12 protein-coding genes are annotated in these 13,188 nt (G+C 66.3%); 8 read left to right on the plus strand and 4 right to left on the minus strand.

Annotated elements, in window-relative coordinates; translation table 11 throughout:
- A complete protein-coding gene (locus B146_RS0106730; protein ID WP_019995657.1) occupies nt 1–462 on the plus strand; it encodes a molybdenum cofactor biosynthesis protein MoaE in 462 nt (153 codons plus the stop codon).
- A gap of 99 nt (nt 463–561) precedes the next feature.
- Here B146_RS0106730 and ndk read toward each other — a convergent pair whose 3' ends face one another.
- On the minus strand, nt 562–984 hold the full coding sequence (ndk, locus tag B146_RS0106735) for a nucleoside-diphosphate kinase (protein ID WP_019995658.1): 423 nt from the start codon (nt 982–984) through the stop codon (nt 562–564).
- A 73-nt stretch (nt 985–1,057) separates the two neighbouring features.
- Nucleotides 1,058–1,750 (minus strand): glutathione S-transferase family protein, encoded by a 693-nt coding sequence (locus B146_RS0106740; protein WP_026358392.1) that lies wholly within the window; start codon nt 1,748–1,750, stop codon nt 1,058–1,060.
- Nucleotides 1,751–1,779: 29 nt separating this feature from the next.
- On the opposite strand from B146_RS0106740, the gene B146_RS0106745 reads away from it, so the two are divergent.
- The 3 genes from B146_RS0106745 to B146_RS0106755 all read left to right on the plus strand — a co-directional run bounded on the left by B146_RS0106745 (nt 1,780) and on the right by B146_RS0106755 (nt 5,248).
- Complete coding sequence (locus tag B146_RS0106745; protein ID WP_019995660.1) at nt 1,780–2,286, plus strand: DinB family protein; 507 nt, start codon at nt 1,780–1,782, stop codon at nt 2,284–2,286.
- Nucleotides 2,287–2,328: 42 nt separating this feature from the next.
- On the plus strand, nt 2,329–4,230 hold the full coding sequence (locus B146_RS0106750; RefSeq protein ID WP_019995661.1) for an ABC-F family ATP-binding cassette domain-containing protein: 1,902 nt from the start codon (nt 2,329–2,331) through the stop codon (nt 4,228–4,230).
- A 142-nt stretch (nt 4,231–4,372) separates the two neighbouring features.
- Entirely contained in the window at nt 4,373–5,248 is an 876-nt protein-coding gene (locus tag B146_RS0106755) for an alpha/beta fold hydrolase (protein ID WP_019995662.1), read from the plus strand.
- Here B146_RS0106755 and B146_RS0106760 read toward each other — a convergent pair.
- Together B146_RS0106760 and B146_RS0106765 are read right to left on the minus strand one after the other, a co-directional pair.
- Nucleotides 5,199–5,651 (minus strand): DNA polymerase III subunit chi, encoded by a 453-nt coding sequence (locus tag B146_RS0106760; protein WP_019995663.1) that lies wholly within the window; start codon nt 5,649–5,651, stop codon nt 5,199–5,201. The genes B146_RS0106755 and B146_RS0106760 overlap by 50 nt on opposite strands.
- A gap of 1 nt (nt 5,652) precedes the next feature.
- Nucleotides 5,653–7,152 (minus strand): leucyl aminopeptidase, encoded by a 1,500-nt coding sequence (locus tag B146_RS0106765; protein WP_019995664.1) that lies wholly within the window; start codon nt 7,150–7,152, stop codon nt 5,653–5,655.
- A gap of 268 nt (nt 7,153–7,420) precedes the next feature.
- On the opposite strand from B146_RS0106765, the gene B146_RS0106770 reads away from it, so the two are divergent.
- The 4 genes from B146_RS0106770 (at nt 7,421) to B146_RS0106785 (ending at nt 13,182) form a co-directional block, all read left to right on the plus strand.
- Nucleotides 7,421–8,614: an LptF/LptG family permease gene (locus B146_RS0106770; protein ID WP_019995665.1), complete on the plus strand. Its 1,194-nt coding sequence runs from the start codon at nt 7,421–7,423 to the stop codon at nt 8,612–8,614.
- Nucleotides 8,611–9,690: an LPS export ABC transporter permease LptG gene (gene lptG / locus B146_RS0106775; protein WP_019995666.1), complete on the plus strand. Its 1,080-nt coding sequence runs from the start codon at nt 8,611–8,613 to the stop codon at nt 9,688–9,690. Before B146_RS0106770 ends, lptG begins: the two co-directional genes overlap by 4 nt.
- A 1-nt stretch (nt 9,691) precedes the next feature.
- Nucleotides 9,692–12,148, plus strand: a complete 2,457-nt coding sequence (locus B146_RS0106780; RefSeq protein ID WP_026358393.1) for an LPS-assembly protein LptD — start codon at nt 9,692–9,694, stop codon at nt 12,146–12,148.
- A 98-nt stretch (nt 12,149–12,246) separates the two neighbouring features.
- Complete coding sequence (locus B146_RS0106785) at nt 12,247–13,182, plus strand: SurA N-terminal domain-containing protein (protein ID WP_019995668.1); 936 nt, start codon at nt 12,247–12,249, stop codon at nt 13,180–13,182.
- Nucleotides 13,183–13,188: the final 6 nt, after the last annotated feature.

The raw sequence follows: 13,188 nt of genomic DNA on the forward strand, positions 1-13,188 counted from the left end.
ATGGACAAAGCCAGCGTCAGCGTCCGGCCCGAGCGGATCGACCTCGCCGCCGAGATGGCGCGTTTCGCGCCGGACGGCGACGCGGGCGCCGTCGTCACCTTCACCGGCTATTGCCGCGACGAGGCGGGCCGCTTGTCGGCGCTGGAACTCGAACATTATCCCGGCATGGCCGAACGCGAGATCGGCCGCATCGCAGGCGAGGCGGTCGAGCGCTGGTCGCTCCTGCGCCTCTGCTGCATCCACCGGCACGGGCTGATCCGGCCCGGCGAGGAAATCGTCTTCGTCGCGGCCGCTTCGCTCCATCGCGGCGCGGCCTTCGAGGCGGCGAGCTTCGTCATGGATTTCATGAAGACGCGCGCGCCCTTCTGGAAGCGCGAGCATCTCGTGGACGGCACGATCGGCGGCTGGGTCGCGGCCAAGGACACGGACGACGCGGCGACGGATCGCTGGCACCGGCTCTGAGAACCGAGAACGGGCGTCCGAGCCGGCTTTCGCTGGAAAGCCCTTCAAACGAAAACGCCGGCCCGAAGGCCGGCGTCGCATCAGCGGATCGGGCTGAAATCAGCCGACGATCTCGGTCTCGGAGAACCAGTAGGCGATCTCTTCCTTGGCGGTCTCGGCGGCGTCCGAACCGTGGACCGAGTTCTCGCCGATCGACAGGGCATGAACCTTGCGGATCGTGCCTTCGGCGGCCTGGGCCGGGTTGGTGGCGCCCATCAGCTCGCGATTGCGCGAGATGGCGTTCTCGCCTTCCAGGACCTGAACGATCGTCGGGCCGGCCGACATGGACTCGACCAGCTCGCCGAAGAAGGGACGCTCCTTGTGGACCGCGTAGAAGCCCTCGGCCTCGCGGCGGCTCATCCACACGCGCTTGGAAGCGACGACGCGAAGGCCACCCTCTTCCAGCATCTTGGTGATCGCGCCGGTGAGGTTGCGACGGGTCGCGTCGGGCTTGATCATGGAGAAGGTGCGTTCGATCGCCATAAGCTCTTTTTCCTTGGGAGTTGAAGGATCGGCCGCTCTATAGCCGCGCCCCCGCGCCTCGGCAAGGACGGGCTCACGCCGCCGGAACACGCCTCGCGGCGCCCTCATACAGGTCGAGGCAGCGCTCCACCCAGGCCGCCACTGGATCGCCCTCCTCCAGAACGCGGAAGGTCGAGACGATGCGCAGCCACTGGAACGGGCTGAAGACGATGTGATCGGCAAAGCGCGGGGTCTCGCCGCCGATAAAGGGCTGGCGCTTCAAGGTGGCGCGCAAGGGCTCCAGCGAGCGGCGAAAGGCGGCGAGCTTCTCTTCGCCGCGTCCGTCCTGAATCTCCTCCAGCGTGCGGCCGAAGGCGGCCTCGCGCTTGGCACGGAAGAAGGTTCGGTTCTCCTCGTCCAGGGTCTCGTGGATATCGAGAACCGCGACCGACACGATCGCGGGATGGATCGTGCGCTGCGACCAGCTTTCCACGAAGCGCGTCACGCCCTCGCCCGCCTCGCCGCCGAACAGCGAGGGACGATCGGGGTAATGCGCGTCGAGATGCTGGGCGATCGCGAAACTGTCCTGCACGACGCTTTCGCCGTCCCGCAGCACCGGCACCGTGCGGTTCGTGCCGTTCTCGACCGTGGCGACGCCCGTGAAGGAAACGGGGCGCGTTTCGAAGGCGAGCCCCTTGTGCGCCAGCGCCATGCGCGCCTTCCAGCAGTGAGGCGAAAAGGGCCGCGCCGAATCGCGTCCGACGAGTTCGTACAATGCTAGGGTCATCAGCCTGTCTCCCGGATTGGACGGACCCGATGTATCACGAACAGCTCGAAACGCTCGCGGCCTATAACAGCTGGGCGAACTCGCGGCTCTTTAAGGCCGCCTCCGCGCTCGGGCCGGAGCGGTTCGGCGAGGATCGCGGCGTCTTCTTCCGCTCCATGAGCGGCACGCTGAACCATCTCCTCGCGGCCGATCGCATCTGGATGCGCCGTTTCACCGGCGAGGGCGAGGCGCCGGACCGGCTGGACGCGATCCTGTTCGAGGCGTTCGAGCCGCTCCGCGAGGCGCGCCGTGCGGAGGACACGCGGATCGAGGCCTATGTCGCGTCGCTCGACGAGGCGCGGCTGGCCGCCCCCTTCCGCTACAAGCCGATCACCAATCCGGTGGACGTCTCCGGCCGTCTCGGGCCGGCGCTCTTCCATCTGTTCAACCACCAGACCCATCATCGCGGGCAGGCCCATGCGGTCCTCACCGGCTTCGGCCTTCCCGCCCCCGGGCTCGACCTCATCGCCTTCATCCGCGAAACCGGGCGGGATTGAGCGCCCTTCCGCGCGCGCGCCAAACATGGCACAAGCTCGGCCATGCTTCAGATCAACGACTTGTCCGCCCGCGTCGCGGGGCGCCTTCTGATTGACCATGCCAGCCTGACGATCCCGAGCGGAACCAAGGCCGGGCTCGTCGGCCGCAACGGCGCCGGCAAGTCGACCCTCTTCCGCGTCATCACGGGCGACCTCGCGTCCGAAAGCGGCAATGTGTCGATCCCGCGCGGCACACGGATCGGCCAGGTGGCGCAGGAAGCGCCGGGCACGTCCGAAACGCTTCTCGAAATCGTCCTGAAGGCCGACGAGGAGCGCGTGGCGCTCCTCGCCGAGGCCGAGACGGCCGATGATCCGGCGCGCATTTCCGACATTCACATGCGCCTTGCCGATATCGAGAGCCATTCGGCCGAAGCGCGCGCGGCCGCGATCCTGTCCGGCCTCGGCTTCGACGCGCAAGCGCAGGCGCGCCCCGTCGGCAGCTTCTCGGGCGGCTGGCGCATGCGCGTCGCGCTCGCGGCCGTCCTCTTCTCCCGCCCCGATCTTCTGCTTCTGGACGAGCCGACCAACTATCTCGATCTCGAAGGCACGCTCTGGCTCGAGAATTTCGTCTCGCGCTACCCTTACACGGTGCTGATCATCAGCCATGATCGCGACGTTCTGAACAACGCCGTCAACGCGATCATCCATCTCGACCAGAAGAAGCTCGTCTATTACCGGGGCGACTACGACAGTTTCGAGCGCCAGCGCGCCGAGAAGATCGAGCTTCTGCAAAAGGCGATCGTCAAGCAGGACGCCGCGCGCAAGCATATGGAAGCCTTCGTGGAGCGCTTCCGCGCCAAGGCCACCAAGGCCCGGCAGGCGCAGTCCCGCCTCAAGGCGCTGGAGCGGATGAAGCCGCTTCAGGCGATCGTCGAAGAGCACGTCACGCCCTTCAGCTTTCCCGAACCGGAAAAGATCCTCGCCTCGCCGATCATCCGCATGGAAAACGTCGCGGTCGGCTACTCGCCGGATCGCTCGATCCTGCGTGGTCTGAATCTGCGCATCGACGCGGACGATCGCATCGCGCTCCTCGGTGCCAACGGCAACGGCAAGTCCACCTTCGCCAAGCTGATCGCCGACCGGCTGCGCGAGCAGAGCGGCGGCATCACCCGCGCGCCGGGCCTGAAGATCGCGATGTTCGCGCAGCACCAGATCGACGATCTGCGCCCCAACGAGACGGCCGTGCAGCATGTGCGCCGGCACATGCCCGACGCCCCGGAAGCCAAGGTGCGCGCCCGCGTCGCCCAGATGGGCCTGCCGACCGCCAAGATGGACACGGTGGCCGACAGCCTGTCGGGTGGCGAGAAGGCGCGGCTTCTCATGGGCCTCGCCACCATGGACGCGCCGAACCTCCTCATTCTGGACGAGCCGACCAACCATCTGGACATCGAGGCGCGCGAAAGCCTCGTTCACGCGCTCAACGACTATTCGGGCGCGGTGATCCTCATCAGCCACGACCGGCACATGGTGGAAGCCACGATGGACCGACTCTGGATCGTCGGCGATGGCACGGTGTCGCGCTACGACGGCGATCTCGAAGACTACAAGAAGCTGATCCTGTCCGGCGCGCGCTCGGGCGGCGGCAACCAGGGCGAGAGCGTCGCGGTCGTGGAAGCGCCGACGCTCTCCAAGGTGGACCAGCGGCGCGCGGCGGCCGAGCGCCGCGAAGCGTTGAAGCCGCTCAAGAAGAAGATCTCGGCGCTGGAAATCCAGATGGGTCGGCTGCAGGAGACGATCGCCGACCTCGACAGGAAACTCGCCGACCCGGCCCTCTACACCAAGGACCCCGCCAAGGCCGCGGATCTCGGCAAGCAGAAGGCCAATGCCGAGCGCACGCTGCAGAAATGCGAGGGCGAATGGCTGGAACTCAGCGAGGAACATGACGCCGCGATGGCGGCCGAGTGAAAGGTTGAGATTTCCTAACTGTCGAAAAGTTAAGGCAAGGCTCGAACGCTAAGGCTTGGCCGGGGGAACCTCCCCGCTTAATTTCCCGTTCAGCGCCCATTCGACGAGCCTCGGTCGGCGCGGTCGATTCGGGGTTCGGTCCATGCTTCGATCTCTTGCCACTTTCTCGATTGCCTTTCTCTTGGCGGCGATTCCCGCCACCAATCAGCCGCTCGCCAAGGCCAACGGCCCGATGCCGAACCAGACCGGCTTCGCCTCGGTGAACGGCATCGAGATGTTCTTCCGCGTCTACGGACACGGCTCGCCGATCCTCCTGATTCATGGCGGCCTGTCGGACAGCCGCGTCTGGCGCGCGCAGATCGCCGCGCTTTCGGCCGATCACATGATCATTCTCGCCGACAGCCGGGGCCAGGGGCGCTCGACGCGCACCGAGGAGCCGATCACCTACGATCTGATGAGCGAGGATTATCTGGAGCTTCTGGACCGGCTCGGCATCGAGAAGACCGATCTCGTGGGCTGGAGCGACGGCGGCATCATCGGGCTGGACCTTGCGATCAACCATCCCGAGCGCCTGTCGCGCATCTTCATCCAGGCGGCGAACGCGACGCCGGCCGGCGTGAAGCATTACGATCCGAAGACCGCCGTGGTGCCCGAACTCAAGCATTACGACAATGTCGCGGACGAGATCGAAGCGCTCTGGGCCAACGAGCCGAACTTCACGGACCAGGAGCTCGCCTCGATCCGCGTGCCGACCGAGATCGTGATCGGCGACCACGACGAAGCGATCAGCCGCCGCCACACGGAATATCTCGCGCGCACCATCCCGGGCGCGCGCCTCGTCGTCCTGCCCGATGTCGGCCATTCGGCGCCGCTCGAAGACCCGGAAGGCTATGCCGAGGCGGTTCTGTCCTTCCTCGACAAGAGCGACACCGAACTCGCCGCGACGCCGAGCGGCCCGATCCGGCAGGCTACGCTTTCTTTACCCAGCGACGATCGTCCGTCTGCTGCCAGTAGGTGACCGCATGGCCGGCGGCCTTTTCCGCCGTCCAGCGCGCCCTAGCCGAGGCGAGCTGATCGCCGTCGTGCCCGTCGAAGAGATAGACGCCCCGCTCGTAGCCTTCGAGACTCGCCGGCACCGCCCCTTCCACCATGAAGCGGACATGCGGATCGTTGGCGCGCTGCTCCGGCTCCGTGGTGAGGAGGATCGGCTGGAGCGCGCCGGACCCGTCGGCATCCGTGCCATGCGGCAGGAAACCGTCGTCCTTGTAGACCCAGAGATGCTGGTCCAGCGCGTCGCGCCGCTCGGGCGTCGCGGTCTGCACGATCACGCGCCAGCCGCGTGCGATCGAGCGTTCGAGGAGGTCCGGCAGGGCCTCCTCGAGACGGCTTTCGGTAAGGTGGTAGAAGAGAACCTCCGCCATCTCAGCGGGCTTCGTAATGCTCTTCCACCAGCTTGTTCAGGAGCCGGACGCCGAAGCCCGAGGCCCAGGACTGGTTGTACTCGTTGCTGGGCGAGCCCATGGCCGTGCCGGCGACGTCGAGATGCGCCCAGGGCACATCGTTGACGAAGCGCTGGAGGAACTGCGCGGCGGTGATCGAACCGGCCGAGCGCCCGTTGCCGACATTCTTGATGTCGGCGAACTTGCCCTCGATCATCTTGTCGTAGTCCTTGCCGAGCGGCATCCGCCAGACCTTCTCGCCGGTCGCGAGACCGGCCGCGAGAAGCCGGTTGGCCAGCTCGTCATTGTTGGAGAAGAGGCCGGCATGCTGGTTGCCGAGCGCCACGATGATGGCGCCGGTCAGCGTGGCGAGGTTCACCATGAAGCGCGGCTTGAAGCGCTCCTGCGTGTACCAGAGCGCGTCGGCCAGCACGAGGCGACCTTCGGCGTCGGTGTTCAGAACCTCGATCGTCGTGCCGGACATGGCGGTGACGATGTCGCCCGGCCGCTGGGCCATGCCGTCCACCGCGTTTTCCACGAGGCCGACGACGCCGATCGCGTTGACCTTGGCCTGCCGGCCGGCGAGCGCGCGCATGAGGCCGACCACGGCGGCCGAGCCGCCCATGTCGCCCTTCATCTCGTCCATGCCGGCGGCCGGCTTGATCGACACGCCGCCCGTGTCGAACACGACGCCCTTGCCGACGAAGGCGACGGGCGCTTCGCCCTCCGCGCCGCCGTTCCAGCGCATGATGCAGAGACGCGGCGGGGTCGGCGAGCCCAGCGAGACGCCGAGCAGCGCGAACATTTTCAGTTCGCGCATCCGGTTCTCGTCGAGAATCTCGATCTCGAGGCCGGTGGACGAGAGCGCCTCGATGCGCGCGGCGTAATCGGTCGTGGTCAGGATATTGGCGGGCTCGTTCACGAGATCGCGCGCCAGGCGCACGCCTTCGCCGAGCGCGTCCAGCGGCTCGAAGGCGGCGCGGGCGGCGTCCGGTTCGGCGACGGCGATCGTAACAGTGAGCGTCTGATCCGCCGTGTCCTCCTCGCCGTCCTTCGCCTTCTTGGACTTGTAGCGGTCGAACTTGTAGGCGCGCAGGAGAATGCCGAGACCGATGGTCGCGGCTTCGCGGGCCTGCGGGGCCGCCGCTGCGCCCTCGGTCCAGATCGTCGCTACGCTGGCGCCGGCCAGCTTGGCCTGGATCGTGCCGCCGAGCTTCAGCCAGTCTTCCTCGCCGAAGGGCTCCTCGCCCGCCGTGCCGACCACGACGATCCGGTCGAGCCCGCTCTCGGCCGGCGCGATGGTCTCGACCGTGGACAGGCCCTTGCCCTTGAACTTGCCGAGCGAGCCGGCGCGCTCCGCCGCGCCGCGCACGCCGTCCGGCAGTCCGGCGGGCAGCGCCCCGTCCTTGCCCGCCAGAACCACCAGAACTCCCGAGGCGGGAAATTGCGGCGCGGCGAACTGGATGGTCGGCAAATGGGACATGGGAGAACCTCGATGGCGAAGCAGGGAGCCGGACGGCCCCGAGATGGGTAAGGGCGGGCTCCGGGGAGAGTCGGCCTCCCCAGCATTCTGGTCGGGGACGAAGCGAATGCAAGGGTGGTCAAGATTGTAAGAAAGCGTTAACCATTTTTGTTCGCCCTTCTTTAGCCAAGCTGGAGCAGTCTACGGCAGCCAGATAAGTCGAACGAACGGGTTCGAACGCTGCGCCGATATCCGGCGCCCGAAACGGGACTGCCGGAACGACAACTGCATGAAGCTCATCGAACGCTACATCCTCAGGCGGGTCGCTCTCTACAGCGGCGGTTCGCTGGCCGCGCTCGTCATGATCGTCTGGATCGTCCAGGTCCTCCAGCGCCTCGACATCGTGCGCACCAGCGCGACGGCGGCGGGCGACATCGTTTGGATCGCCCTGATGCTGATGCCGGATCTGGCGGCGGGCGTCCTCCCCTTCGCCGTCTTGATCGGCTCGATCCAGGCCCTCAACTCCTTGAACGCCGATTCGGAGCGCGCGGTGATCGCGGCGGCCGGCGGCTCGCGCAAGGTGATCTTCAAGCCGATTCTCTATCTGGCCTTCGGCGCGGCCTTCCTGATCGTCATCAACTCGAACTTCGTCGGACCGGCCGCCTCCAGCGCCTTCCAGAACGGCATCCGCGCCATCAATGCCGACGCGATCAGCCTGTTTCTCCAGCCGGGCCGTTTCGAGCGGGTGCAGGACGGGCTGGTGATGAGCATCGACGAGGCGCGCGGCTCCAATGTGCGCGGCCTCTTCCTGTCCGACACGCGCGATCCCAATCTCGACCTCACCTATTTCGCGCGCGAGGCGCAGGTCGTGGAACGGGAGGGGCAGTCCTATCTCGTGCTCGACGACGGGCAGCTCCATCGCCGCAACAACACCGACGGCACCGTCTCGATCATCGAATTTCAGACCTATGCGTTCGACCTCGCCAATCTGCGGCCGGTGGAAACCGGGGACTGGATTCGCATGTCGGAGCGCTCGACGCGCGACCTCCTGAATCCCGATCCGAACGACAAGGTGTTCCAGCTCCACCCGAACCAGTTCGTCGAGGAACTGGCCCAGCGCCGCACCGACTGGCTGTTCCCGATCGCCTTCGCGCTCTGGGCGCTCGTGGTCGCCTCGCATCCGCGCACCAACCGGCAGGGCCCCGGCCCGGCCATGGCGCTCGGTCTTGGCGGCGCCCTGGCGCTGAAGGCGCTCGGCTTCGTGTCGCTCTCCCTGATCGAGCGCAATCCGCGCTATGCCGCCGTGATCTATTCGCTGCCGATCCTGGCGATCCTCTTCGACATCTGGCTTCTCTGGCGTGACGTGAACGTGACCGAACATCCGATCGTGCGCCGCACGGGCGACGGCTTCCGTTGGATCGGCGGCCAGATCGGCCGGCTTCTCCCCTCCGAGCGACGCCAGACGCGGGCGGGTGGCGCATGACCCGGCGCACGATCAACCTCTATTTCCTGCGCCGCTATCTCGTCAGCTTCGCCTCGACGCTGATCGCCGTCTTCGCGCTGACCTATCTCATCGACATGATCGAGGTCAGCCGGCGCGGAGCCTCGGCGGATGTGGGCTTCGCCACGATCGCGATGATCTCGGCGCTGCGGGTGCCGGCCTTCATCGAGCAGGCCTTTCCCTTCATCATCCTGTTCTCCTCGATCTTCACGCTGGTCTCGCTGAACCGGAAGCTCGAACTCGTGATCGCGCGCGCCGGCGGCATGTCGGTCTGGCAGATCATCGCGCCCTTCGCCTTCGGCTCCTTCCTGATCGGGGTCCTTTCCGTCGCCCTCTACAATCCGATCGCGGCGGCGGCGCAGGCCCATTCCGAACGGTTGCAGACCGGGGCGGCCGGCGTCGTCACGCAAAGCTCCGACCGCTCGCCCTGGCTGCGGCAGAAGGGCAAGGGCGTGGAATCGATCATCGGCGCGAAGGCCATCTCGGACGGGGGATCGACGCTCGGCGGCGTCACCGCCTTCGTCCTGCGCGACGAAGGCGTCGTGTCGGAGCGCATCGACGCCGCGCAGGCCCGCCTTCAGAACGGCGAATGGCGCATCGAGAACCCGCTGGTGACGCGCGTCGGCTCGCCGCCCGTGCGCGAGAAGCTCGTTCTCCTGCCCACCACGCTTCTTCCGGAATTCATCGAGCAACGACTCGCCAATCCGGACGCGATCTCCATCTGGCAATTGGGAAGCAAGATCGAGGTGGCCCGCAGCCTGGGCTACAACGCCGATGCTTTCGCCATGCGGTTCAACGCCTTGATCGCCCGCCCTGCCCTGTTCGTCGCCATGACGCTCGTCGCCGCCACCGTGGCTGTGCGTTACACGCGATTGGGACAATCCACAGGGACGATCGTCGGTGGCGTCGCTGCGGGCTTCGTGCTTTACGTCGTAACGTTCCTGGCTCAGGCGCTGGGAAGCAACTCCGTGATTCCGGCCGTCGTGGCGGCTTGGTTCCCGGTCGTGGCGGCGGGATTGTTCGGGACGACAATCCTGCTCCATCAGGAGGACGGATAGAATGACAGCGAGGGGGAACTCGCGCCGATGGGGGGCCGGGGGTCGGTCTCTCCTCAAGGGCGCTCTCCTGACGGGCGCCGCCATCTCGGCCATCATGGTCGCGAGCGTGCCGGCGCGTGCGCAGACGTCGCTCGGCGACCTCGGCACCTCCGTTTCCGTGCCCGAGGGAACGCAGCTCTTCCTGGAAGCCGACACCGTCACCTATGACAGCGAAAAGCAGGTCGTGACGGCGGCTGGCGGCATCCAGATCGACTATGGCAGCTACAAGCTCGTCGCCCGCAACATCACCTACGACCAGCGCGCGCGCCGCCTCGTCGCATCCGGCGACGTGGAGCTGATCGAGCCGTCGGGCAATAAGATCTACGCTGATTCGATCGACGTCACCGACGACTTCGCCAACGGCTTCATCGCCGCCCTGCGCATCGAGACGCCCGACAACACGCGCTTTGCCGCCGGCCAGGCCGTGCGCCAGAACGGCGACACGACGACCTTCGAGCGCGGCGTCTACACCGCCTGCGAGGCGTGCGAGAAGAATCCCGAGCGTCCGCCGCTCTGGCAGGTCAAGGCGCGGCGCATCGTCTGGGACCAGAAGAACAAGGTCGTGCGCTATTACGGCGCGCGCTTCGAGCTCTTCGGCAAGCCGCTCGCCTACCTGCCCTATTTCGCCTCGCCCGATCCGACCGTGAAGCGCCAGAGCGGCCTCCTGCCGCCGAGCGTGAAGTCGTCCTCGAAGGTCGGCGTCGGCCTGCGCGTTCCCTATTATTTCGCGATCGACGAGAGCTCCGACGCGACGGTCGCCGGCACCTATTTCACGCGGCAGGGCTTCCTCGCCGAGGCGGAATACCGCAAGGCCTTCGAGAACGGCTATTTCACGCTCCAGACCGCCGGCATCTCGCAGCTCGATCCCGGCCGCTTCAACGACGTGCGCTCCGACAACGTGTTCAGCAGCCTCGATCCGGCCGATCGCGACCGCGCCATGATCGGCACCACGGGCCGCTTCGCGCTGAACGAGAACTGGACCTTCGGCTGGGACGCGCTCGTGCAGAGCGACAGCAATTTCAGCCACAACTACCAGATCGAGAATTTCGACCAGCTCTACCGCACCAACGAGGTCTACCTCACGGGTCTCGGCGACCAGAGCTTCTTCGACCTGCGCGCGCAGAGCTTCAGCGTCCAGACCGACAACACGCTGCCGAGCCGCGTGCAGCCCTTCGTTCTGCCCTCGCTCGACTACCAGCGGATCGAGAACGATTCGGTTCTCGGCGGTCAGCTGCAGATCGACGCCAATGTCACCAACATCCGGCGCGAGACGACGAGCCCGGGCTATCTCCTCCTGTGCAACCCGGTGCGCTTCGACGCCGGCGTGTGCAGCGGGACGCTCGGCTTCCCCTATCGAACCGACGTCTTCCGCCGCAACGTGCTGGAGGGCGACTACACGCGCTCCAGCGTCGATGTCGAATGGAAGCGCACGCTGACGACCGATTTCGGCCTTCAGGTGACGCCGTCGGCGAGCCTTCGCGGCGATCTCTATCGCGCCGACATGGAAGCCCAGGGCATTCCCTACGGCACGACTTCGAGCCTCGGGCTCGGCGGGATCGAGGTGGACGAGTCGGGCGCGCGCGGGATGGCGACGGCCGGCCTCGACGTTCGCTATCCTTTCCTCATCGAAACGGCGACCTCCTCGCACGTCATCACGCCGATCGCCCAGCTTCTGGTGCGCCCGGACGAGATGAAGTCCGGCCTCCTGCCGAACGAGGACGCCCAAAGCCTCGTCTTCAACGCGGGCAATCTCTTCGACGAGGACAAGTTCTCCGGCTACGACCGGATCGAGGGCGGCACACGCGCCAATGTCGGCGTGCAATATGGCGGTGTGTTCGGCGCGGGCTACGCGATCGACGCGGTGGTCGGCCAGTCCTTCCATCTGGCCGGCGAGAACCCGTTCGCGCAGCCCGACCTCGCCCTGGTCGGCTACGAATCCGGCCTCGAAGACGACCGCTCCGACTATGTCTCGGCCGTCTCGCTCGCCACCCCGATCGGCGTCTATCTCGGCGCGCAGGGGCGCTTCGACAAGGACGATTTCGACGTCAAGCGCACCGACCTGATGGCGGGCTTCAACTACGGACGGATCGACACCTCGCTCGTCTATTCGCAGATCGCCGCCCAGCCGATCTACAGTTTCCCCGAGGACCGCAAGCAGGTCTCGGTCGGGGCGAACTACAAGGTGACGGACACGATCAAGACCTTCGGCTCGCTGACCTACGACATCGAGAACGACGTGTTCATCAACAAGACCTTCGGCGTGGGCTACGCGGACGAGTGCTTCAGCCTCATCGCGCAGTACCAGAACACGGACGATCAATATCGCCTGACCGAAGCTCAAACCAAGGTGATGGTCACGCTCTCGTTCCGCACCTTGGCTCAGGTCGGCTACAGCTACGGTCTTGGCTCCACGAACTGATCTGTTAAAAGACCATGGTTTCGCCAAAGCCGTCGCATAAGAGCGACCATGCGCGCCCGGACCTGCCGGCCGCATCTGGAGCCGGAGATAGGCATACGATGACCCTACGCACCCACGCCCGACAGTTCGCCGTCTGTTCGGCTCTGGCTGCCCTTCTCGTCGTGGGCGGCCTGTCCGCCGCGCCGGCCCAGGCTGCGTCGGAAATCAAGGTCGTCGTCAACAAGCAGGCGATCACGAGCTACCAGATCCAGCAGCGCGCCGCCTTCCTGAAGCTGCGCCGCACGCCGGGCGGCACGGAAGCGGCCACCAACGAGCTGATCGACGAGGCCCTCAAGTCGCAGGAAATGCGCCGCCGGGGCATCCAGATTCCCGATGCCGCGGTGGACGAGGCCTTCGCGCGCTTCGCCCGCGACAACAAGCTGACGGAAGCCCAGCTTTCCGAAGTGCTCGGGCGCGCCGGCTTCTCGGCCAAGGGCTTCAAGGACTATATCCGCGTTCAGATGGGCTGGGGTCAGGCGGTCGTCGCCAATGTCCGCCAGACCGAGCGGATCACCGAACAGCAGGCCGTGCAGCGCATGATCCAGGATGGCGGCAAGAAGCCGACCACGACGGAATACACGCTCCAGCAGGTGATCTTCGTCGTGCCGCAGGACAAGCGCTCCTCCGAGCTGCAGAAGCGCATGAACGAAGCCAATTCCATGCGCCAGCGCTTCACCAGCTGCCCGGCGACCTACGACATTGCCAAGGGCCTGCGCGACGTGACCGTGCGCGATCTCGGCCGCATTCCGCAGCCCGAGCTGCCGCCGCGCTGGAAGGACGAGATCGTCAACGCCTCGCGCGGCAAGACCACGAAGGCGCAGCCGACCGAGCGCGGCGTCGAGTTCATCGCCGTCTGCGACAGCCGCTCCGTGTCGGACGACCAGACGGCCGCGATGGTCTTCCAGGCCAAGGAGCTGGAAGCCATGGGCAAGAAGGAGCCCGACAAGGCCTTCCTCGAAAAGCTGCGCGCCAAGGCGGCAATCATCCGTCGATAAGATCGG

Source organism: Aureimonas ureilytica DSM 18598 = NBRC 106430, from assembly GCF_000382705.1.
Lineage (GTDB): Bacteria > Pseudomonadota > Alphaproteobacteria > Rhizobiales > Rhizobiaceae > Aureimonas > Aureimonas ureilytica.